We start from the raw sequence: 21,313 nt of genomic DNA, 5'->3' as shown, positions 1-21,313 counted from the left end.
AAATTACAAACCATATATTTCATTTATAAGTTTCAAATCACGTTGGATAATTTTTTCACGTTTTTGCTTAAGAGTTTGAGTTAACAAGCCATTTTCTATTGTAAATGGCTCTACCAAGGCAATTGAAAATAATCTCTCTTCTCTTCTAGATCCGAGACGATTTGCCAGTGCTTGATTCATTTCCAATTTTAGAGATTGTCTTAATTCATAATTTTCAGAAGATATTCCAAGAACAACTTTTGAATTCACACCCTTTTCTGCTAGCCATTCTCTTACGTGATCAATTCTTGGAACAATCAAAGCAGCAAGATATTTTTGATCTTGACCTAATAGCAAAGCCTGCTCAATCAATGGACTAGCAATCAAACATTCCTCCAAAGGTCCAGGCTCAATATTTTCTCCACTACTTAGCACAATCGTATCTTTTGCTCTTCCAGTCAGGATTAAGGATCCATCAGAAAGCAACATCCCTAAATCACCAGTATTAAACCAGCCGGTAGCATCTAAAACCTTCTTCGACTCAGATAGCTTCCCTAAATAACCAGACATTATTTGAGGACCTCGCGCAAGAACCAAACCTTTTTGACGCAGTTTTTTTATTTGGAATGTTTCAGGATCTACTATTTTTATCTCAGTCTCTGGCAATGGTTGACCTGCGCCCCCACGTATATTTCTCCAAGGCCTTCTACATGTGAGGACTGGACTAGTTTCTGTTAAGCCATAACCAACTAATAATTCAACACCTAAAGCTTCAAAGAAAGAATCAATATGCGGAGCAATTGCACCTCCACCACTAATTGGGAATCTCAATTTTCCTCCACAAATCTTGGTAAGGATTTTTGGCCACAAATAAATAGAGGAAATTCTATGAATGGGGTACCGTAAAAGAATCTCTATACAAGAGATAATTTGTTCAAAACTAGAAACACTCTCAATAGTTAAAAAATAAAGTTTTCTTCGTGCCAATTTATATGCCTTACTATTAGAAATCGCACTTTTTATCAAGGTCTTTCTAAGTCTCGGCATTTTATCCACAGCATCCTCAAACCCTAACTTTATTGACTCCCAAAGCCTTGGAACTGTTGCCATTACTATTGGCTTAACCTTTGGCAAATCTTCCTTAAGATATCTAATTGATGTATATGTTTGAGTACATCCACAAGAAAAAAAATAATATTCTGCACTACGTTCATATGAATGCCAAATTGGTAAGACACTTAATACAGGTGCGCCTGGAGAAGGATTCGCTACGCAAGCAAGAGACCTAATTTGATGTAATAAATTAGAATGTGTTAGTGGAACTCCTTTAGGTTTACCAGTCGTTCCAGAAGTATATAAAATTGTTGCTATTCTTTTTGTTTGCCTATCAATTATTTTCTCCTGTTTACTTACATTTTCTATATTCAATCCTTTCTTCAAAAAAGTCTCCCATTCAAAAACGCCTTCACAAGCTTTACCCTCAAGTTGGAGAACAAATTTCAAACTATTGATTTGATCATCATTAAGCGAAAGTCTTTCCCATACATCGGAATTTTGAACAATCAATCCAACCGCATTTGAGTCTTCAAGAATATATCTAAGTTCACTTGGTGGAGCAGTCGCACCTCTAACGGAGTCTGTTGCACCTATTCGCATCAGACCTTGATCGGCGATGAGCCATCTTGGACTATTTTCGGCAAAAAGAGCGACCACCTCATCAGGTTCTACTCCGACCTGTGAAAAAGCAGATGCTGCTATAGAAATATTTTCTGCAAGTTCTTTATATGTAAAGCTTTCTGGGTGGAAAGTATGTGGTGAATCAACCGCTAACACCTCACCTAACTGAAGTTTTAATAGTTCCCAAATCTCGTCAACTTGAGTAATCTTATTAAGATTAGATCTTCTGTTAATTGCTTGTTCCTCTTTACTATTAGGGATCCAAAAAGCAAAAGCATCCTCAGAAGAAAATATATTTTTTTGTGAGTTAATTTTTGTCATAGCCAAAAAATAATTTGTTATTTTTTTAGTGATATTTAAAGAGGTTGATTTATTTTTCCCAGTTCAATTTAAAACGTCTTCTGACAGATTCTCTTAAAAGAGGCGTAACGTCACAGACTTTGATGCCAGGTATCCAATCACTCAATTTCCCTACTTTCACTTTATCTAGTCCACAAGGAATTATCTTTTCAAAACCAATTAGATCACAATCAACATTTAGTGAAAATCCATGCTGAGTCACCCATCTCTTGCAACCAATTCCTATTGAACCAACCTTCTTATCTTCACACCAAACTCCTGTCAAGCCATCTACCCTCCTCCCCTCTATTCCCAACAAGTCAAGAACATCAATCAGCACTTGCTCCAATTCTCTCAAGTACCAAGACAAATCTTTTTTGTGAAGGCTTAAATTTAGAACCAGATATCCAACGATCTGCCCAGGCATGTGATGCGTAACTTCACCTCCTCTCTCAATACTAAAAACGGGCAAAGGAGAATTATTTTCCTCGAACAACAAATTTTTTTTATCGCTACCTCTACCCATTGTGAAACAAGAAAAATGTTCAAGAAGCCATACTGCTTGGGGTGAGAACGGTTCCTCAATAAGGTTTTTTTGAAAATTCTTCTGCCAACCTAAGGCAGTCTCAAATGGCACAATATTTTTTGGTTCAAAAAGAAAAGCGGAAGAAGATTGTGCAAGTTGAGGGGTTAGATCTAAGTTGCTATTAGGCCCTGACTCAGGCGAAAAAGAATGAAGCTTCTTATCCATGGACGCAATCTTGAATTAACTCCATCACTTCGTGATTACACCAAAACAAAAATAGATAAAGCAACTCACAATTTCCAAGAAATGGTGCAAGAAGCTGATGTCCGCCTCTCAGTCGCTCGAAATCCTCGCGTGCCACAACAGACAGCTGAGGTGACTGTCTTTGCAAACGGAACAGTAATAAGAGCCCAAGAAAGAAGTGAAAATCTTTATGCAAGCATCGACTTAGTAGCAAATAAACTTGCACGGCAATTACGTAAGTACAAAGAGCGACATAACAGTCACAACGTTCATAATAATCAGTCAACGAAATCAGTCCAAAACGAAGAAACTGAAAATTTTTCTTCCTCTGATCATTCGCTTATTGAAGGTAAAGAACCTCATTTACCTAGTCCAGGAGTAAGACGCAAATATTTTGAGATGAATCCTATGACTATTGATCAAGCAAGAGTCCAATTAGACTTGATTGATCATGACTTCTATTTATTTAGAGAGGAAGAAGGGTCAGCTTTGCGAGTTATTTACAAGAGAAATCATGGAGGATATGGCGTAATCCAAGAAAAAATTTAGATACTTCTCTCAAATGAGTAAAAATAACTTGGAAGAAGCTCATGCGAATATTGCTGATGTGATTTATCAAGCAGTCCTAAATCCTCATTTTGATAAAGAAACGATTGTTCAAGTTTGTGATGCCTCTAAGCAAAATGGCTTTGCAGGTTTATGTACTAGTCTTTCCAATCTATCAATTGCACGTGAAAGGTTAGGCAGCAAAAGTACCACAAAATTAATCTCAGTAATCGCATTCCCTTTTGGGTTTATCCCAACTTATAACAAACGAAAAGAGGCCGAGTATGCAATAGAGAAAGGAGCAGAAGAGTTAGATCTTGTTCCAAATTATTTTGCATTAAAAGAAGGAAATATAGAATTATTTGCTGAGGAAATAAATCAAATAAGTGAATTAGGCATTCCTGTAAGAGTGATAATTGATACAAATATACTTTCAAACTCATCAAAACTTTCCATAGCAATTGATTCTGTAATTGATGCGGGAGCAATTGGAATTCAAATAGGCAATGGTTTTGGTCCATATATTTCAAAGAATCAAACAGATCTTGTCTCTAAAATTGTTAAAAATCGCTGCTCAATTAAGACTGTCGGAGGTATTAAAACTTTTGATCAAGCAATAGAAATTATTGGAGCAGGTTCAACATATATTGGAACAAGTTTTGGTTTTGAAATTACTCAAGAACAAAAGAAAAAGGAATAATGAATTCAAATCAAAGAATAAAAGGTCTTTCTTTAAAAGTTGGTCCTTTAGGTGAAAATGACAGGCTTTTAACCATACTTAGTGAAGAAAATGGGATATCACGTCTCGCAATACCAGGAGCAAGAAAACCGAAAAGTAGACTTGGAGCCACATCACCTTTTAATTTTTTAGATTTACACATAGTTGGGAAAAAAAATCTTAGGCGAGTTACACAATTAAAAATCATTAAGAGTTATGGGAATCTTGGAAAAAACATCGAAACACTTTCAGCCGCTCAAGCAATTTCCGAGCTGATTATGATTTTAGTTGCGAATGAAGACCCGCAAAAAGATTTACTGAAACTGGTTTTAATCCATCTAGATAGACTAAATGAATTACACAAAACAGAATTTGAAACATTAGAAGCTCTAGCAATAAGTATTCAATCATGCATTCATTTATTGGCTCTAGGCGGATATTGTTTACCGCTTCAAAACTGTTGTTACTCGGGCTCAAAGCTAATACCCCCTATTGGAGAGTGGAGTTGGAAATGTAGCTTTATTCCTGCAGAGGGTTTTGCAATTGGAAGAATGCCTAATGCAAGCACTGAGCTTAATCCATCAGAACTTGCTTTACTTCAGAGACTGTTACTAGAAAAATTACCTTTCCACAGCAATGGAAAATTATTAGGTCCTAAAAATGTCTGGTTAAAACTACTAAAAATTGTTGAGACCTGGATTGAAACTCATTTACAAAAAAGAATTACATCTCTTCAAATGATGAGAGAGGTAATAATTTGCAATGATATAAACACTAATTAGAACAACGTATTTGAAAAAAATTATTATTTATAAATTATTTAACTATTACAATAGTTAGAGAAGAAACTTATGATAGCTGCTAACTTAAAATACCCGTTTTTTAGAGTTTGACTCATATCGCCTGGCTAGGCAAAAAAACACCTTTTTGCGGGAACGTCTGTTACGGGCTTAGCACGACTGAAAAGCTTAGAGAGAGAGGATATCAAACAAGTTTTATTCACTTTGATAACCCAAAAAGAGATGGGAATAATAAAACTTCCCTATTAGCTAATGATCCTGATGTAAGTCTTCCTTATTTAATTAAATCTCAGGTTTACACAATCCCTTCATTAAATGCTCAAAGAGAGCTTAGAGAATCTCTCTCAAGACTTAAACCTGATTTAGTCCATGCAAGCCTGACTCTTTCTCCTTTGGATTTTCGACTACCTGAGCTTTGTCATCAACTTAATTTACCCTTGATCGCAACTTTTCACCCTGCTTTCGATTCGAAACTAAGAAATCTGACTGCCAATACACAGCAACTTACCTACCAACTTTATGCACCATCATTAGCCAAGTATGACAGAGTAATTGTTTTTTCAGATTTGCAAGCAGAAGTACTTGCTAAACTAGGCGTTAAAGAAAGCAGACTCGAAGTAATCCCTAATGGAATTGACATAAAGAAATGGAACCCGCTGAAACCAAGTAATTCACAAAACGAGCTTCAACATGCAATAAAAAAGAAGCTCGGTTCCGAGAGAATATTTATCTATATGGGTAGAATAGCCTCTGAAAAAAATGTTGAAGCTTTACTACGTGCATGGAGATTCGTCCAGCCAAAAGGATGTCGACTAGTAATAGTAGGAGATGGGCCACTAAGGCCAACGCTCGAAAATCATTCAATTTTCAACAAAGAAGATAATGTTGTTTGGTGGGGATATGAGGCCGATCAAAATAAAAGAGTTGCTCTTCTTCAAATCGCTGAGGTTTTTATACTCCCAAGTCTTGTAGAGGGATTATCTATCGCCTTGCTTGAAGCTATGGCAACTGGAACAGCATGCGTCGCGACAGATGCTGGAGCAGATGGAGAAGTGCTTGAAAATGGAGCAGGAATAATACTTAACACTGAGGGAGTTACCTCTCAATTAAGGACCCTCTTACCTGTATTACGTGATCAACCAGTACTTACACACGAATTAGGTAGACGTGCTCGCACGAGGGTAGAAGAAAGATATACACTTCAACAGAATATTGACTCACTTGAAACTCTATATGCAAACGTACTTAAGTCATCTAACTCGAAATCTCCTCAGCCAATTGACGACTCTTCTGAGCAGCTAAGACAACTGCTTCAATTAAGGCGGATCTCAAGCCCGCAAGTTCAAGGTGTCGAAGAGCGCTGATTGTAGTACCTGCTGGAGAGGCAACCATATCTTTAAGTTCAGCAGGGTGCAAACTTTTTTCTCTTAGTAGCGATGCAGTTCCTGAGAGGGTTTTATGAGCTAATTGATTGGACAATTGTCGTGGTAATCCTGCTGCCACAGCACCATCAGCCATTGCTTCAAGCACTAAAGCTAAGTATGCAGGTCCTGAAGAAGTTAAAGCCAAAAAGGAATCAAGTTTTTGCTCCTCTAATTCGTAAATTTCACTGATAGGTTCAAAAATCTTTCTAACGACTTCCTTCTGATCCAAAGTTATACTTTCATCCCAAGCCAAACCAGTAAGCCCTTGACTCACAAGACATGGAGTGTTTGGCACTGCTCTTACACATGTGTGTAAAGGGAAAGCCTTCTTAAGAGTTTTCAATGTTATTCCAGCCAAGACGGAAATTAACAATGGTTTAGGGAAGTGAGCTTTCGATTGGAATGTTGAATCTGATTCTTTGATTTTACTGAATTGTTGAGGTTTTACAGCCAAAATTTTCAAAGGAGCATTCCATACCTCTGTAGAGAAAGAATCTTCACTAGATACGACTTTTATTTCTTTTGGAAGATCATGCAATGCAGGCTCAATACTTGAGCTTTTACCAACAATTCCTAAAACATTTTCAGGGTTGTATTCACCTCTTTCCAAAAGCGGTGAGACAATAGCTTTAGCCATACTGCCAAGGCCAATTATCCCAATAGAAATTTCCAATCTATTTAATCACTCAAAGAGCTGTCGCCACTGTCTCCCCCCACGCAGGCTCTGGAGCAGGAGAGGTTTCCTTAGACATTAAGTCATGACCTTTATTGGTCATATTTGATGGGGAAGCTTCCTCTTGGAATGAATTAGTAACTGTCACACAAGAAGGTGCAAAAAGAAAAATACTTTCTCCAACCCTTTCTTGATGTCCATCAATAGCAAATGTTCCACCTGCGACAAAATCAACTGCCCTTTGCGCCTGATCAGGCTCCATCATTGTGAGATTCAAAATAACTGTTTTACGCTCTCGCAAAGCTTGGATTACTCTCGGCATTTCATCAAAGCTACGAGGTTCCATCAAACTAACTTCAGAATCATTTGTTGAAATCCCAGGCATACCTATAACATTTGAAGAAGTATAACCACCCCTTCCATCAAAAGGATTGGGCTGAGAGATTGTTGACATTTCTCCGCTCCCTACTTTGCTCCCTTTATTAAAATTCTCAAAGTCTTCATTTGTGTCGTAATCGAGCTCATCAAAATCACTATCTAAAAAGTCATCGCCAGCGACGACAGCACGAAGACGGGAAATAAGCGACACCAGTTAATCCTCTCGGGATGATTTGTTAAAAGTTGGATAAGCCAACATCGGATACATCTTCAACGAAATGAAGGATGAACCATATACTTAAATAACGTTCCTTATCTAAAGGGGCAAGCTTTTTTATTGGTTTTTTCATATCTTCGACAATTTCTCTACGTTCGACGTTTGCCAAACAAAAAAGATCCCAAACGAATCCAAGTAGCGCCAACCTCAATAGCCTCTTTCCAATCATTGCTCATGCCCATTGAGCAATCCTTTAACCCCAAATGATTTGCAAGGTTTTTACATTCATGAAATAAATCTTTTCTTTGATAGGAATCAAGAGCAATTGGTGGAATTGTCATTAGGCCTATCAAATTAACACTATTCAAAGCAATAATCTTAGACCAACTGTTCAAGAGATCTTCCTTTGAAAATCCACCCTTTTGTGGATCATTCCTGAATTTTACTTGTAAAAATAAATTTGGAGTTTTTTGCTCTTCCAGCGAAATTCTAGAAATTCTCTCAAGCAAAGACAAAGAGTCAACAGAATGAATAAAGTCGAATTCTTTAATAACTCCTCTGACTTTATTTTTCTGCAATGTACCGACAAAATGCCATCGGAGTTGCTTCAGATCATTCAGTTCGTTTTTTTTTGGGATAGCCTCTTGTAAACGACTTTCTCCAAAATCCACTTGACCATAATCAGAAAGTTTACGAATGGATTGTTGATCATGCCCCTTGCTCACTGCAAGTAAACTAACCCCTAAGGGTAGTGAACTTGTTATCGACTTAAATTCATGAGAGTCAATCACCATCAAATCAACCAAATTTACATAAAAGTTTGATTAAATAATTCCTTCCAAACGTCAATGTCTGATGATTTCTCTCTCTTACATTTAGACAAATGCATTTCTGAATAATGCCGAGCATCCATATATGGAATAACCTCAAAAGTTGATCCTCTCGGTTGCAAAGTAACTAAAAAAAATATTTTTTGCGCATATAAAGTTGCATAAACATCTCTACCATTAGTTGCTGGTGAAACCAAATATAACATTCCAAAAGTTGGGTGATTCAGATAGCGTTCAGCGTTCAAATTTTAATTCTTTTTAATTAAGATGTACCATACATACAACGTAAGACAATAGCTATCAAAAGCACAAAAATCGAACTTAAATTAATCCAAAAATATCTAGGATTAACAACAATACTAGGTTGTAGTTGCTGGGATGACAGCCAAATCCCCTCTCTTGACATTAGAGAATCTGCCCCCTGTTCTGCTCTGAGCAAAATATTAGACAAAAGTCGTTCGCCTAGTGTTACAAGCAAATCTAATGACCTTTTTAATCCCAATTTTCTAAATTCAATTGCCCTAACACCGACGGAACGAAAGAGGTTTTGGAGCTCCTCTTGAACTAAGGGTAAAAATCGCAAAGCCAAAAGAAGTTGAAATGACAATTTTTCCATAGGGACTCCCAACAAAGCCAAAGGAGAAAAAAACCACTTGATTGCCCATACAAGATCTTCAGGAGGCGTTGTGATTAACATCAAATTCACACTATGAATAACAGTAAAAATAAAAGTCGAAGTTTTAATACCTAATTCTGCAGAGCGACGATCAACAATTAATGGCCCTAATGAAATACCCCCAAAGTTAAATGGCCCCAACTTAAAAATCTCCCATGATCGAGTCATAACAATTGCTCCTGGTATTTCATCAGGTGCTCTTATAGTCAATTCACTTGATGCTTCACTCGCGGGTAAAACAATCGATAAGAATCCGATAATTAAAGAGAAAAACAATAGAAATACCAGAGACCTCAACCAAATGCGTGGAGGTAGCAAACTAAGAAACGTAATAAATAAAAGAAACAAAGCTATTGAAATTCTCCAGATGGAATTAGCTAAAACAGGAGATAACAAAAACACTAAGATCCAGGAGAGTTTGATTCGAGGATCAATACCACGAAGCCAGCTAGACTTGCCAGAGACATATTGACCAATTGGAATATTTTTTAGCCAATCCATAAAAATTACTAATTTCAGACCCCTTTCTGTTCGCGTGCCAAGTCTTTTTCGACATCGCGTTGCTGCTTCCCTCTCCAAAACAATTTTATAGGAGTCCCTTCAAACCCAAGGCCCTCTCTAACTTGTCTCTCAATATATCTTCGATAGGTTTCCCCAAACAATTTAGCTTCATTCACAAAAAGAGTAAAGCTTGGAGGATTAATAGCTACTTGAGTACCGTAATAAAGACGCCCTTGTTTTCCGCCTCTTGTGGTAGGGGGACTTCTCCATTTCAAAGCCTCAATTAGAACCTCATTAACAACTGATGTACTAACCCTTCTTCTATTCTGATCAACTGCCAAAGTAGCTAATGCAAAAATGCCTTCAACTCTTTGTCCCGTAAGTGCAGATGTAAAAATCATCTCGGCCCAATCGAGGAAATATAATTTCGAACGTATTTCTTTTTCCATTGCAGACATTGTGTGACTATCTTTTTCAACAGCATCCCATTTGTTTACGACAATTACACATGCTCTTCCTTTCTGCTCAATTTTACCTGCAAGTCTTTGATCTTGTTCTGTCACGCCATCCAAAGCATCAATAACCAATACACAAACATCACTTCTTTCTATCGCCTTAAAACTCCGGTTAATGCCGAAGAACTCTGGACCATAGTTAACACTTCTACGTCTACGGATTCCCGCCGTATCAACTAATTTCCATTGTTTACCTTGATGAGTTATTCGAGTATCAATCGTATCTCGAGTCGTGCCCCTAATCGAACTAACAATTGCTCTTGTTTCTCCACAAATAGAATTAAGAAGACTTGACTTTCCAACATTTGGTCGGCCAATGATTGCTAATTGAACAAGAGAATCATCGACTTCATCTAAATCTTTAGAGGGGAACAACGTAACCACATGATCAAGCAAATCTCCGGTCCCTACTCCATGTATGGCAGAAATTGGATATGGCTCACCGAGACCAAGCTTCCAAAATTCTGCTGCCATTGCTAACCCTTGTTCGGGTGATTCACATTTGTTAACCACAACGAGTGTTTTACAAGAATGAGACCTCAAAAATTCAGCAATCGATTCATCAGCTGCAGTAACCCCCTCTTGGCCATCAACAATTACTAATGCAACGACGGCTTCTTCAAGCGCAAGATTAGCTTGCTCTCTTATTTCAGGAAGGAACTCAGTATCGTCATCAAAAACTAAACCCCCAGTATCTACAACTTTAAAATCTCTATCCCTCCAAAATGCATCTTGATAAGTTCGATCTCTAGTTACCCCTGGTTCATCATGAACAATGGCCTCCCTGCTCTGACATAAGCGATTCACCAATGTAGATTTCCCAACATTTGGGCGTCCAATTATTGCGACTATTGGCTGCGGCAAAATTCTCTACCTTTCAGAAGATTATGTAACCTTTATAGGCCAAAATCAAGATTAATTCTTCATACTACAAGCCTGAGCAAAGAGTTATATTAGAAAATGAGGTTTAGAAATAAAACTGACCCAAAAGATTAATCAAAAAAGGATTCATTCACGACCAAACTATCCTTAATCGCAATACTTCTGATTTTGATAGCATCTCTAAGAGTGCCATTTCCTTAAAAGCATCATTAAGCATTTTTGAAACCAAAAAACAAATCAAACTTTTTCTTTTTTTAATGACAAATAAAAATTCAAATCCACTTTAGAAATGAAAGTGTTATCTCCGATTTTGTTATCAGGGAATGGAACTTCTAGATCTTTAAACTGTCCAGTTATTCAATCCCCACTGGCAGGTGTAAGCGATCAAATATTCAGAAAGTTTGTTCGTAGATGGTCTCCAAAAGCTTTACTTTTTACAGAAATGGTGAATGCTAAAAGTCTTGAGCTAGGTCATGGGGAAGAAAAAGTAATTGAGCTTTCAGAGGAGAGTGGACCAATTGGGGTTCAACTCTTTGACCATCGGCCAGATTCAATGATAGACGCTGCTATCAAAGCCGAGTCATCGGGCGCATTCCTTATAGATATAAATATGGGTTGCCCAGTAAAAAAAATTGCACGGAAAGGGGGCGGAAGTGCTCTATTAAAAGAACCAGAACTTGCTCAATTGATCGTCAAAAAGGTTTCCAAGGCAATATCAATTCCATTAACAGTAAAGATTAGGTTGGGTTGGGATGAAACCACCAATGATCCAGTATCTTTTGCTTTAGGGCTACAGGAAGCTGGGGCACAACTAATAACTGTTCATGGCCGAACGAGGAAGCAAGGATTTTCTGGGAATGCAAATTGGGAAGCTATTTCAAAAATAAAAAAATCATTAGATATCCCTGTCATTGCAAATGGTGACATTAAAAATTCTCGTGATGCCATCGAATGTTTAAAGATTACGAATGCCGATGGGGTAATGATAGGGAGGGCAAGCATGGGAGCTCCGTGGCTGGTTGGACAAATTGATGCGGAAATCAAAAATCAAAAAACTTTCATACCACCTGACGCAAAGATGAAAATCAGCTTATCCCTCGAACATCTCAAATTACTTATTTTAAAAAAAGGTAATCATGGACTTTTGATTGCTAGAAAACATATGAATTGGACTTGTAGAGGTTTTCAAGGCGCCTCTACGCTACGCCAAAAATTAGTTAGAGCAAGCTCTCCAAATGAAGCTATAAAGCTACTCGAAGATGAGCTGATTAAATTCAACTAAAACATTTCAGGGCATAATCAAAGGCCAACTTTGTCGAATCAATAGCATCGAAAAATATGGTCTAGCACCTATGGACAGATCAGATGCTCTAATAATTTGTTGATCTGAGAATCCTATTCGTTCTGCGAATACAGATCTTTCTATTAGATCGAGTTCTTCAAGCAAAGGTTTGACCCATTTCCATTTTTTACCAAGCTTGAGCAACACAACCACCCTTTTCATCAGAGCTGCATCAGAAAGAATAACCTTTAGCTCGTTATGCGAGTCCGGGACAGGTGCTACAAGCAACTGTTCCTCTTGAAAAGCAAGTGGTAATTTACTTTTCGCAGCAGCTGCCGAAAAAGATGTAACACCTGGAATTAATTTAACGAGACAATCTGGATGATATTTTTCTATCACCTTTGAAAGATAAGAGCCTGTTGAAAAAATCGAAATATCTCCTTGAGCAAGGAAAACGACTCTTTCACCCTTCTCGACCATCCTTATTAACTCATTCCCGGCAACTCTCCATGCGTTTTTTAATATGCTCTGATCTTTAACCATAGGAAAATGTAAAGGAATTTTTTTTTGATCTTTGCTTATCCATTTTGAAGCAATTTTTTCCGCAAGACTTTCTCCTCCTTTACTAGAGACAGGATAAGAAACAACTGTTGAGTGTCGAATTGCATCTACCGCTGCCAGAGTCAATAAAGAGGGATCTCCTGGGCCTACACCCGCAATAGTTAAAACTTTCATTTAATTGGGGGACTTCTATCTACTTAAAAAATAATTAACTATGCATTCTTGGCTCATGATGCGTTTTAATCAGCGCATCAGATTCAACCTTAGCCAATTCTTTCAACCTAAAATTAATAGTATTCCTCTCAAAACGTTCATCTGCCAACTTCCAATAAATCCCAAAATGCCTGGCTTCGCTCTTTAGTAAGTCGGCGTATAGATTCCTAAGTTCGATATCAGGAGAATGTATAGATAACAACTTCATTCTTTCATGACTCCTAGCCTCAATAAGACCCGCTACCAGAAAGCTATCCAACATTCGTAAAGGTTCATCTTTGCGAATGTTTTTTGCCAAAATCGCAGCATATGGAGGAGATTCTAATTTTTGAAGTTTTTTCCCTCGCGCATTCAAAATTGATAAAACTCTCTCAAAATGCTCAAGTTCCTCTCGTGCTAATGGGCTTAGAATCTCTGAAAGGCCAGGTTCACTCACATAACGAAACATGAGTTGAAGAGCCACTCCAGCCGCCTTTCGCTCACAATGTGCATGATCCAAAAGTATTTCTAATGGATTAGTAATTGCAAGATTTATCCAATCTTCATTAGTTTTATTTATTAGGCAGCGAATATTTGACTGCCCAACGACTTGGGATTTTGACTTATCCATAGGTTCCTCAGACTCTCTTTAAGTAAGAAACTATCCCTTTCAATGCAAGTTGATAACTATTTACTCCAAAGCCACAAACTAAACCCAATGCTTTATCTGAAAGAAATGATTTGTGGCGAAATTCTTCCCTAGCATAAATGTTACTTAGATGTACCTCCACATAGGGAATAGCAACTCCCAACAAAGCATCCCTTAAAGCTATGGAGGTGTGTGTATAAGCACCTGCATTAATCAATATTCCGTCAACAGAACCAGCACTGTTGTGAATGCAATCAATCATCTCGCCTTCTGAATTACTTTGAAAAAATTTAAGCTCTGCGTCAAGCTCGCTTGCTAAAGTTAATAATTCATCTTGAATATCTTCTAGCGTTTGCGTGCCATAGATAGTGGGCTCCCTTTTCCCAACAAGATTCAAGTTCGGTCCATTAATTAGCAAAAGATCCATATTCCTGACAAATTAAACATTTTGTATGATCGTATCGATTCCAACCTAATTGGACCAACAAATCCAAGGAAAGTGGCACCGTTTACTGTTAATCTCATTAAGTGGATCGGGTCGGTGCCCGAGTGGTTAATGGGGGCGGACTGTAAATCCGCTGGCTACGCCTACGTTGGTTCAAATCCAACCCGGCCCATCTCTCCACAAGCCCTTGTAGCTCAGCGGTAGAGCACTCCCTTGGTAAGGGAGAGGTCTCGGGTTCAAGTCCCGACGAGGGCACTGCCCTCAACCGCAGTTAGGGCAAGCAATCTAAGGCACTAAAGATTGCTAAAAAACTTCTAAAATCACAAAAATAAATCAATTAGAGCAGAGATTAGAGCCAAAAGCTCTTTTTGCTTTATGGCGATATACCTAATCATACAAATGATTTCACTCGGTTTTTTCTTACACTCAAATCTTCATAAATAAGACCTAAAGAGAGCTTGCTAGGCTAGAATTAATAAGATTTAAGTAGTTATAGCAGCACTTCTAACGCAGATGAACTTTATATTAGACGCATATACATATCATCTTTGCTTTAAGTCGAAGTCTTTAGAGCTAGATCCTAAGATTTAAAATGCTCACATTAGAGAGAAAGAAACCGAGCTAAAGACGTAAAGGAGGACACACTTGTGATGAAAACATCAGAGCAAACGTTGCTCTACTAGCAAAAAAGAGGCAGAGAGCCACGGTTTTTCATTAACCAGCCAGAATCCTTATTATAAAAACTCTTTTAAATTTACTCGCTATTCAGCGCGATTTGATCACGCGGATAAATAATAAGTTTTTCTCATAGCTCACATCAATATTCATAATTAGATCACCTGAGCAAAAACCCACAGTATCGACAATTTTTCTTTATATTTTTTTTATATTTATGTTTTTCGTTATGACTCCTGAAGCAGAAAAGTTTAACGGTTGGGCCGCGATGCTTGGTTTCGTTGCAGCCTTTGGCGCTTACGCAACAACCGGGCAAATCATTCCTGGCATTTTTTGAATGGAACTCAATCCATTTAAGCCTTATCAACAATTTTTTCAAAATTTATTGAAAAGATCTAACAAAAGTTCTTGACGGTCTGGTTAAGAACTTTTTTTTTACGTTCCTTGCTCAACCAAAATAAATTTATTACATCTACTTACTTGTAGCCATGTGCTTAATAGGGTTTATATGATTTTTCATGGTCTTTATGCAAAAAATTTCATATTCAGTATTTAGAGAACAGGCAACTAAAAAGGCCCCAAATGTAATGACATAGAAGAGGCCTTTCAGATCAGATTTTTATATTCAAAATCAAACAATTCCTGGAACGATCCAGCCTGTTATTCCGTAGTTAATGACTGCTGCAAAGAAACCCATCATCGCTAGACGACCATTCATTTGCTCTGCTGTTTTCCAGTAGCTAGTTTCCTTATTCATTAAACGACACCTGGAATAAGTTGACCGGTTGTTAGGTAAATACCTGTTAGTAGAACGAATGCCATCATGGCTGGTCTACCGATGCTTCTTTCTAGAATTGTTTTGTTAGATGGTTGCATTGTTATGAGTAGTTATTGGTTTAGAAAATTCCAGGAATGATTTGACCTGTTGTGAAATAAGCACCTAAAAGACTGATCATCCCGATCATTGCCCAACGGCCATTTGTCTTTTCTGCTTCTTCTGGGTAGCTGGTGTAATCCTCTACAAGTTGAGGCTGTGTTTCACGAGCAAAGATGTTTTGCTTGCCATACTCAGTGATTACCTGAGATGAAGATGAAGATGTCATTACTGGAATTGCTTTGATGTGAAGTAATGTAAAGTATGAATTTTCTAAGGGGTAGATACGGTCAGGTACGGCTTCTTCTAATACTTAATAGCTTTAAACCTCAAACACTAAATTCAGCAACTTATTAGAGAGATATTGATCCAATGATTAGATCCACTGATAATCCTCATAAGTATGAACAACACAAATCGAGTGAGTTTACCCACCCTTAATATTTTGATTGCAGGCTATATTTTGGATATTAAGTCCACACCAAATTATTCATTTTTCATGAGTTCCGATCCTGATAATTTACAAATACTTATCAGCAAGTACAGAACTATGGACATATATGAATTAGAAGCAAATATCGATAATTGGAATAAAGAAAATGATTGCCCAACTCAAACTCAAAGACTTGTTATTGCAAAAAACGTACTGGAAATCAAATACAAAGAGAGACAAGAACAAATAGAACTTTTAACTAAATCCCTCACATCTTCTTCACGAGCTGGGAGATGGATTTCTAGTATTAAAGTCGTCATTAAACAGCTTCTAAAATTTAATAAGTAAAGCTATATCACTTTCAAGAGTTGTTGTATTAGTCAGTCCCACGTTGAAAGATCAGTAGTTCCTTGAGATCTTTGCATCCATGAAATTTTCCATACGCCATCAATTTTTTTGAAAATTAATGAATAAGTAGATAAATCATTGTTTCGCTCTCCTTTGTAGCTAAATGCTTCTTTCAAGGTGAATGCAGCAAAGCCCCAATAAGAATTAGCCTCTAGCCGATGAATCTTTACTAATTCGGAGAGTTCAATAACCAAATCCGCACTTTCATACATACCTGCAAGAGCCTCTGCGGTTATGGGGTTACCACTTGGCCTGATAGCCAAGAAATCATTTGTAGTGTTAGCCGGTAAAAATGTCTTGTTTTGAGCCCTATCCGTAAAGCCATGAATAAGTGCTTCTAGTTGCTTTGAATCAGAAGACAATGTTCTTAATATATTTCGCTAGAGCATCTCACAATTCGGATAATTTGGATGTGTCATTTAATGTATTTGAATAAAAAGGAAATGAATTTATAAGTGGATAAAACTCAATAAAAAATGGACAAACAACAGATCACAGCGCTCCCTAAAAAAGATTTGGCAAGTGTTCTTATCGGATATATATTCGATTGGCGTCAAGCAAAGATGCCTCGCTGAGTGGAAAGAAATCGGGTCGGTGACCGAGTGGTTAATGCGGGCAGACTGTAAATCCGCTGGCTACGCCTACGATGGTTCAAATCTACCCGGCCCATCTTTATGTTCAGCACTTCAGAATCCAACAGAACTTTCCACTTTTGACTTTCTCACTTCTAGTTACTGGAGTGAGAGTGTTAGAACTCTTATTTCACTCCTAACAAATTTAGATTACGCAAACATCAGAAAAAAAACCTGTTTAAGCAACGTCAAAATATCTTTGTGATTTCTCAAAATCAATTAGTGAGGCAAAAAATATTATTTTTACCTCACTAATTGTTTCCATGTTGTAAGTAGTTAGGCATGGCAACATCCCAAAGAGACTTAAAGGTAGAATCAAATAAAAAACAAAAAACCGCCAGTTTTAACATGGCGGTTTTTTTGAAGATCTGTCGCAAGTGTTTCCTTGTTTCCACTGCAGAGGATCTCAACTCCTCACTTTTTAAATTTAATAGAAATAAAACTAGGGAAAAACTCTTTGCAGGCGAGTTTAAAAATTGGCACATGCATTCAGTCACTAAAAAAGCATCCTGCTCACTGAGAGGATGCTTTTTTCGCACAGAACTATGTGTGAGGAGTTGTTCTGTTAATACTTTCTAAACCATATTGCACTAAATTGCTGGGAACAGAAATATTCTCTTAAAAATATTCGAATTCTTAGTGAGGACTTATTCTTACCACTTCACCTCTTCAATTCTTTATTGACAAAATTTCGACCTATTTTTTCAAACCTAATATAAATTCAAGTTACACGCGAAAAAGACATAAAATAAATTAATTAAAGAGGTGAAAAAAAATTAATCAGCAGATAGATTGACCGATTATTTAAGAATTTTATGCTGTTGAATTGCTTCTGATGGTTCAATTCAAGCAAAAAGGCAACAGAATTTTCATATCACGAGCACTTGGTTCTGATTAAAAGGAATCTATTAAATTCATATTGGCTAGACAGCTCCTCAAATCTAATCGATCTGATACTGACTCATATTTATTCCTATGGTTTTCTTTCCTTTTGATTTCCTTAGGGCAACCTCCTCTCCTCCTCTAGTGCATAATTACACTTAGATTAAATACATGAAATCAAAAATAATTTTTCAAGTCTATAGATAAGTTACTAAATAACAAAAGATATCAAAAATCGCTTACATCGCAAAGACAGTAAGCTTTACGTAACAAGTTGAACACCAATAAGAGAATCTCTTGTTTAAGATAATTAAGTAGCATTCACTACAGAAAACATTCACCTTATCTAATGATGAGCCGCAGTTTGACACAAGCCAAGGAACGGGGACTTAAGCATATTTCGGAGCAAGAAATGTCTTTAACCTACAGAGGCCTTAAGTACAACCACGAAAAGGCAGTTGCTGAAAGGCAGCATGTACAACTTACTTATCGTGGTAAATCTTACCAAAGCTAGCCACGATTTCTCCATTTAAAAAAGCCCTTGAATTTAAGGGCTTTTTTTTGTAAAACAATGAAGTCACTTAATAATCTTGGATCTTTTATTCAAATAAATATTTATCATAGCCAAGGTAAAAATGATAAAAAATGATATTATAAATAGCAAAAGATAATTTCCTGAAATCATATTTATTTCACCGTTTAATATTTTTTGTAAGAAATTTTTTAAACCTATATCCTTAATTTTTCTTGCTGCAAAACCACTAGCGACAAAAGGGGAATCTGAAATTATTATACTAAAAATGAGAGCAGGCATAAACCTCCTCCAAGATATTTTTGTTAGTCCTATTGCATAACAAACAAAATCAAAGAAACCAGACATCAAAAGCGCAGTCATAAGGAAATAATTATTTTCAAGATAATATTGGCTAATACTTTCGACTCGTCTCATTTGCTTTGAGCCAAGCAACCTGCCAATAAAATTTCTCCCTAATTTTCTAGACAATAAAAATGATGTCGAACATGATACAAAATCAGCAAAAAATATAATAACTAATCCTTGGGTAAAGCCAAACTGAAAACCTGCAGCAACTGAAAATATTGTTCCAGGTAAAACTGGGATAACAATACTTATGGATCTTAATATAAACAATAAGCATATTAATATTAAACTAAAAAAGCTATTCGTATTCAAACTATCAACAATATTATAAAATAAATTACTAATAGTATTAACATCAAAACGAACAAGAGTAATGATTAAAGTAATAACAACAAAAATTAGTATTGCATACCTAAAATATTTACTACTTATTGACTTATTATCCATAAAATATTTTCTCAACCAGTATCAAAATTTATCTTCAAATTATAGTATGGAATTTCTAAAAACTTTCTATAAAAATTACTAATTCTGCTCAAACTTAAGGCTGCAAAGTGTATTTGCCTCTTTTAGAGGCATTTCTCCAGAGTTCCATTTCTCATATACACATGTATAAAAAGGTTCATTTATGCTAGTTAAATCATTTTTTTGATCTATTAATTCTCGGAGATATTTAGCTTTCGCCCGAAGATAATCTTTCTTATATGACCAGTACATCACTTCGGCAACACCTATAAAAGCCAAAGAGAATGCAAAGATAACAAACAAATGATAAATCAATCTTTCTTTACTAAGGATAAATATTTTATTGTCAACATCATACAAAAGTAACTCGTAGATAATACTCAAAGTTCTTTCCTTTCTCTTTTAAAAAAAATACTGATTAGCACCTTTCATAGATTTCATTACTAATCCAATTAATCATCACAAAACAGTATTGAGCATTGTAAGAACAAAAATGTCAAACGCCTTCTAAGGTACCTAGGTACTATCTTCATAAAACATAACCCTCAATTAATGATTTATTTTGTTAGAAGAAATAAAATTCTTGGGGTTCAATGTCATCAAAAAATTTCTTACTTAATCAGCTACAAGAAATAGTTTTATCCGGCATTACAAGAAGTGAGAAATGGCGAAGGAAACAGCTTCAAGTCTTGTCAAATTTATTAGAAAATCATCAACAAGAAATATTAAACGCTTTATATCAGGATTTAGGGAAGCCTCCTACAGAAGGTTTCTTTGAAATTATTGCTGTCAAACAAGAAATAAAATTGGCACAGAAAAATTTATCCAGCTGGATGAAGGCGAAAAAAATCAATGTCCCTGTATCTTTACGGCCTGCTCAAGCACTTGTTCAGCCAGATCCGTTGGGCTGCATTCTGATAATTGGTCCTTGGAATTATCCTTTTTCTCTTACCCTTCAGCCGTTAGTGGGAGCATTAGCAGCAGGTAATACTGCTGTTTTAAAGCCCTCAGAACATGCACCTAATGTCTCAAATCTAATAAAAAATCTTATAGAAAAGTATTTTCCTCCTCAGATCGCTCAAGTTGTTGAAGGCGATGGAAGTACTGCTGCTGATTTAATAGCTCAAAAATTTGATCATATCTTTTTTACAGGTGGAGAAAACATTGGGAAAAAAGTAATGGAAGCGGCTTCAAAAAATCTTACTCCAGTAACTTTAGAGCTTGGAGGCAAAAGCCCAGCTATTGTTATTAATGGTGCAAATCTTGAAGTAACTGCAAATAGGGTCATATGGGGGAAAAGTCTCAATGCCGGTCAAACATGTATTGCACCGGATCATTTACTAGTTGAACATAAGCTTGTTGATTCTTTAATTTCTAATTTAAAAAATTCGATTAATAATTTTTATGGAACTACTCCCCTAGATTCAAAACATCTAGGGAGAATAATAAATAAACACCATTTTGATAGACTTAATAATTTACTAAAAGAATCAAAAAAGAATGGCCAGATAATCTATGGAGGAGATACTAATGAAATAGATAGAAGGATTAGCCCTACTCTTATCAAAATCGAGAATAGAAATGATCCACTAATGAAGGAAGAACTTTTTGGACCATTGCTACCTATCTTGCCTATTAAAAATCTCGACGAGGCTATTAAAGAGTTTAAGTTTTTGCCTAAACCACTTGCTCTCTATCTTTTTGGAGGGGGTAGCAACGAGCAAGGGAAAATACTTGCAATGACCTCTTCCGGAGGTGTTTGCTTTAATGATGTCGTCTTACAAGCAGGAATACCAGAACTACCATTCGGAGGTGTCGGTTCAAGTGGAATGGGGAAATACCACGGGAAAGCAGGTTTTGATAACTTTACTCATTACAAATCAGTCCTAAAAAGACCTTTTTGGCTAGATCTTAATTTCAGATATCCTCCCTACAAGCTGGATTTATCTTTACTAAATAAGTTAATAGGTTAAAATTAGTCTAAATCTATGAGCTGGATTATTAATTGCGA

Annotated in this window: 27 protein-coding genes and 2 tRNA genes; 12 read left to right on the top strand and 17 right to left on the bottom strand. The window is 36.5% G+C overall.

Going from position 1 to position 21,313, the window contains the following annotated elements:
* Window positions 1–3: 3 nt before the first annotated feature.
* Window positions 4–1,977 (bottom strand): AMP-binding protein, encoded by a 1,974-nt coding sequence (locus tag AC6EIY_RS10155; protein WP_498506767.1) that lies wholly within the window; start codon window positions 1,975–1,977, stop codon window positions 4–6.
* A 49-nt stretch (window positions 1,978–2,026) separates the two neighbouring features.
* Window positions 2,027–2,746 carry a lipoyl(octanoyl) transferase LipB gene (gene lipB, locus AC6EIY_RS10150; RefSeq protein WP_498506766.1) on the bottom strand — a complete coding sequence of 240 codons (720 nt, stop codon included), beginning with the start codon at window positions 2,744–2,746 and terminating at the stop codon, window positions 2,027–2,029.
* On the opposite strand from lipB, the gene hpf reads away from it, so the two are divergent.
* From hpf to AC6EIY_RS10130, 4 genes are all read left to right on the top strand, one after another.
* Window positions 2,729–3,313 (top strand): ribosome hibernation-promoting factor, HPF/YfiA family, encoded by a 585-nt coding sequence (hpf, locus tag AC6EIY_RS10145; RefSeq protein WP_498506765.1) that lies wholly within the window; start codon window positions 2,729–2,731, stop codon window positions 3,311–3,313. The genes lipB and hpf overlap by 18 nt on opposite strands.
* A 13-nt stretch (window positions 3,314–3,326) precedes the next feature.
* Entirely contained in the window at window positions 3,327–4,010 is a 684-nt protein-coding gene (deoC, locus tag AC6EIY_RS10140; protein ID WP_498506764.1) for a deoxyribose-phosphate aldolase, read from the top strand.
* Window positions 4,010–4,810: a DNA repair protein RecO gene (gene recO / locus AC6EIY_RS10135; RefSeq protein ID WP_498506763.1), complete on the top strand. Its 801-nt coding sequence runs from the start codon at window positions 4,010–4,012 to the stop codon at window positions 4,808–4,810. The genes deoC and recO overlap by 1 nt, the downstream gene beginning before the upstream one ends.
* A 107-nt stretch (window positions 4,811–4,917) precedes the next feature.
* On the top strand, window positions 4,918–6,192 hold the full coding sequence (locus AC6EIY_RS10130) for a glycosyltransferase family 4 protein (RefSeq protein ID WP_498506762.1): 1,275 nt from the start codon (window positions 4,918–4,920) through the stop codon (window positions 6,190–6,192).
* Here the strand turns inward: AC6EIY_RS10130 and proC are convergent.
* The 6 genes from proC to der form a co-directional block, all read right to left on the bottom strand.
* A complete protein-coding gene (gene proC / locus AC6EIY_RS10125) occupies window positions 6,083–6,925 on the bottom strand; it encodes a pyrroline-5-carboxylate reductase (RefSeq protein WP_498506761.1) in 843 nt (280 codons plus the stop codon). The genes AC6EIY_RS10130 and proC overlap by 110 nt on opposite strands.
* Window positions 6,926–6,938: 13 nt before the next feature.
* On the bottom strand, window positions 6,939–7,514 hold the full coding sequence (locus AC6EIY_RS10120) for a cell division protein SepF (protein WP_498506760.1): 576 nt from the start codon (window positions 7,512–7,514) through the stop codon (window positions 6,939–6,941).
* A gap of 155 nt (window positions 7,515–7,669) precedes the next feature.
* Window positions 7,670–8,314: a YggS family pyridoxal phosphate-dependent enzyme gene (locus AC6EIY_RS10115; RefSeq protein WP_498506759.1), complete on the bottom strand. Its 645-nt coding sequence runs from the start codon at window positions 8,312–8,314 to the stop codon at window positions 7,670–7,672.
* 14 nt (window positions 8,315–8,328) lie between these two features.
* The gene (locus tag AC6EIY_RS10110) at window positions 8,329–8,595 is read right to left on the bottom strand and encodes a PipX family protein (protein ID WP_498506758.1); all 267 of its coding nucleotides are present in this window, start codon (window positions 8,593–8,595) and stop codon (window positions 8,329–8,331) included.
* Window positions 8,596–8,612: 17 nt separating this feature from the next.
* Window positions 8,613–9,527: a CbiQ family ECF transporter T component gene (locus AC6EIY_RS10105; protein ID WP_498506757.1), complete on the bottom strand. Its 915-nt coding sequence runs from the start codon at window positions 9,525–9,527 to the stop codon at window positions 8,613–8,615.
* A gap of 14 nt (window positions 9,528–9,541) precedes the next feature.
* Entirely contained in the window at window positions 9,542–10,906 is a 1,365-nt protein-coding gene (gene der / locus AC6EIY_RS10100) for a ribosome biogenesis GTPase Der (protein ID WP_498506756.1), read from the bottom strand.
* Window positions 10,907–11,213: 307 nt separating this feature from the next.
* Between der and dusB the strand changes: the two genes are divergently transcribed.
* A complete protein-coding gene (dusB, locus tag AC6EIY_RS10095; protein ID WP_498506755.1) occupies window positions 11,214–12,206 on the top strand; it encodes a tRNA dihydrouridine synthase DusB in 993 nt (330 codons plus the stop codon).
* A 6-nt stretch (window positions 12,207–12,212) separates the two neighbouring features.
* Here the strand turns inward: dusB and cobI are convergent, their stop codons facing one another.
* Genes cobI through aroQ form a run of 3 tightly spaced genes read right to left on the bottom strand, consistent with a single transcriptional unit; the run spans window position 12,213 to window position 14,035 of the window.
* Window positions 12,213–12,941, bottom strand: a complete 729-nt coding sequence (cobI, locus tag AC6EIY_RS10090; RefSeq protein ID WP_498506754.1) for a precorrin-2 C(20)-methyltransferase — start codon at window positions 12,939–12,941, stop codon at window positions 12,213–12,215.
* Window positions 12,942–12,975: 34 nt separating this feature from the next.
* The gene (locus AC6EIY_RS10085; protein ID WP_498506753.1) at window positions 12,976–13,590 is read right to left on the bottom strand and encodes a MiaE family protein; all 615 of its coding nucleotides are present in this window, start codon (window positions 13,588–13,590) and stop codon (window positions 12,976–12,978) included.
* 7 nt (window positions 13,591–13,597) lie between these two features.
* On the bottom strand, window positions 13,598–14,035 hold the full coding sequence (gene aroQ / locus AC6EIY_RS10080) for a type II 3-dehydroquinate dehydratase (RefSeq protein ID WP_498506752.1): 438 nt from the start codon (window positions 14,033–14,035) through the stop codon (window positions 13,598–13,600).
* A 108-nt stretch (window positions 14,036–14,143) separates the two neighbouring features.
* Between aroQ and AC6EIY_RS10075 the strand changes: the two genes are divergently transcribed.
* The 3 genes from AC6EIY_RS10075 to AC6EIY_RS10065 all read left to right on the top strand — a co-directional run bounded on the left by AC6EIY_RS10075 (window position 14,144) and on the right by AC6EIY_RS10065 (window position 15,065).
* Window positions 14,144–14,225 (top strand) — tRNA-Tyr (locus AC6EIY_RS10075).
* Window positions 14,226–14,236: 11 nt separating this feature from the next.
* Window positions 14,237–14,308, top strand: a tRNA-Thr gene (locus AC6EIY_RS10070).
* 649 nt (window positions 14,309–14,957) lie between these two features.
* The gene (locus tag AC6EIY_RS10065; RefSeq protein ID WP_011125327.1) at window positions 14,958–15,065 is read left to right on the top strand and encodes a high light inducible protein; all 108 of its coding nucleotides are present in this window, start codon (window positions 14,958–14,960) and stop codon (window positions 15,063–15,065) included.
* Window positions 15,066–15,359: 294 nt separating this feature from the next.
* Here the strand turns inward: AC6EIY_RS10065 and AC6EIY_RS10060 are convergent, their stop codons facing one another.
* Genes AC6EIY_RS10060 through AC6EIY_RS10050 form a run of 3 tightly spaced genes read right to left on the bottom strand, consistent with a single transcriptional unit; the run spans window position 15,360 to window position 15,831 of the window.
* Window positions 15,360–15,485 carry a high light inducible protein gene (locus tag AC6EIY_RS10060; protein WP_498506751.1) on the bottom strand — a complete coding sequence of 42 codons (126 nt, stop codon included), beginning with the start codon at window positions 15,483–15,485 and terminating at the stop codon, window positions 15,360–15,362.
* The gene (locus AC6EIY_RS10055; protein WP_011294968.1) at window positions 15,485–15,604 is read right to left on the bottom strand and encodes a high light inducible protein; all 120 of its coding nucleotides are present in this window, start codon (window positions 15,602–15,604) and stop codon (window positions 15,485–15,487) included. Before AC6EIY_RS10055 ends, AC6EIY_RS10060 begins: the two co-directional genes overlap by 1 nt.
* Before the next feature lie 20 nt (window positions 15,605–15,624).
* Window positions 15,625–15,831 carry a CAB/ELIP/HLIP family chlorophyll-binding protein gene (locus AC6EIY_RS10050; protein ID WP_498506750.1) on the bottom strand — a complete coding sequence of 69 codons (207 nt, stop codon included), beginning with the start codon at window positions 15,829–15,831 and terminating at the stop codon, window positions 15,625–15,627.
* Between the two features lie 174 nt (window positions 15,832–16,005).
* Between AC6EIY_RS10050 and AC6EIY_RS10045 the strand changes: the two genes are divergently transcribed.
* Complete coding sequence (locus tag AC6EIY_RS10045; RefSeq protein ID WP_498506749.1) at window positions 16,006–16,383, top strand: hypothetical protein; 378 nt, start codon at window positions 16,006–16,008, stop codon at window positions 16,381–16,383.
* A 32-nt stretch (window positions 16,384–16,415) separates the two neighbouring features.
* Here the strand turns inward: AC6EIY_RS10045 and AC6EIY_RS10040 are convergent, their stop codons facing one another.
* Complete coding sequence (locus AC6EIY_RS10040) at window positions 16,416–16,805, bottom strand: DUF3804 family protein (RefSeq protein WP_498506748.1); 390 nt, start codon at window positions 16,803–16,805, stop codon at window positions 16,416–16,418.
* Between the two features lie 232 nt (window positions 16,806–17,037).
* On the opposite strand from AC6EIY_RS10040, the gene AC6EIY_RS10035 reads away from it, so the two are divergent.
* Window positions 17,038–17,280 (top strand): hypothetical protein, encoded by a 243-nt coding sequence (locus AC6EIY_RS10035; protein ID WP_498506747.1) that lies wholly within the window; start codon window positions 17,038–17,040, stop codon window positions 17,278–17,280.
* Between the two features lie 1,026 nt (window positions 17,281–18,306).
* On the top strand, window positions 18,307–18,471 hold the full coding sequence (locus AC6EIY_RS10030) for a DUF4278 domain-containing protein (RefSeq protein WP_498506746.1): 165 nt from the start codon (window positions 18,307–18,309) through the stop codon (window positions 18,469–18,471).
* 63 nt (window positions 18,472–18,534) lie between these two features.
* Here the strand turns inward: AC6EIY_RS10030 and AC6EIY_RS10025 are convergent, their stop codons facing one another.
* A complete protein-coding gene (locus tag AC6EIY_RS10025; protein ID WP_498506745.1) occupies window positions 18,535–19,284 on the bottom strand; it encodes a TVP38/TMEM64 family protein in 750 nt (249 codons plus the stop codon).
* A 78-nt stretch (window positions 19,285–19,362) separates the two neighbouring features.
* Window positions 19,363–19,686, bottom strand: coding sequence for a hypothetical protein (locus AC6EIY_RS10020; RefSeq protein ID WP_498506744.1), 324 nt, complete (start codon window positions 19,684–19,686; stop codon window positions 19,363–19,365).
* Window positions 19,687–19,895: 209 nt separating this feature from the next.
* On the opposite strand from AC6EIY_RS10020, the gene AC6EIY_RS10015 reads away from it, so the two are divergent.
* Entirely contained in the window at window positions 19,896–21,275 is a 1,380-nt protein-coding gene (locus AC6EIY_RS10015) for an aldehyde dehydrogenase family protein (protein ID WP_498506743.1), read from the top strand.
* Window positions 21,276–21,313: the final 38 nt, after the last annotated feature.

The organism is Prochlorococcus sp. MIT2304, from assembly GCF_059772405.1.
This window is presented reverse-complemented; position numbering and strand designations above follow the sequence as displayed.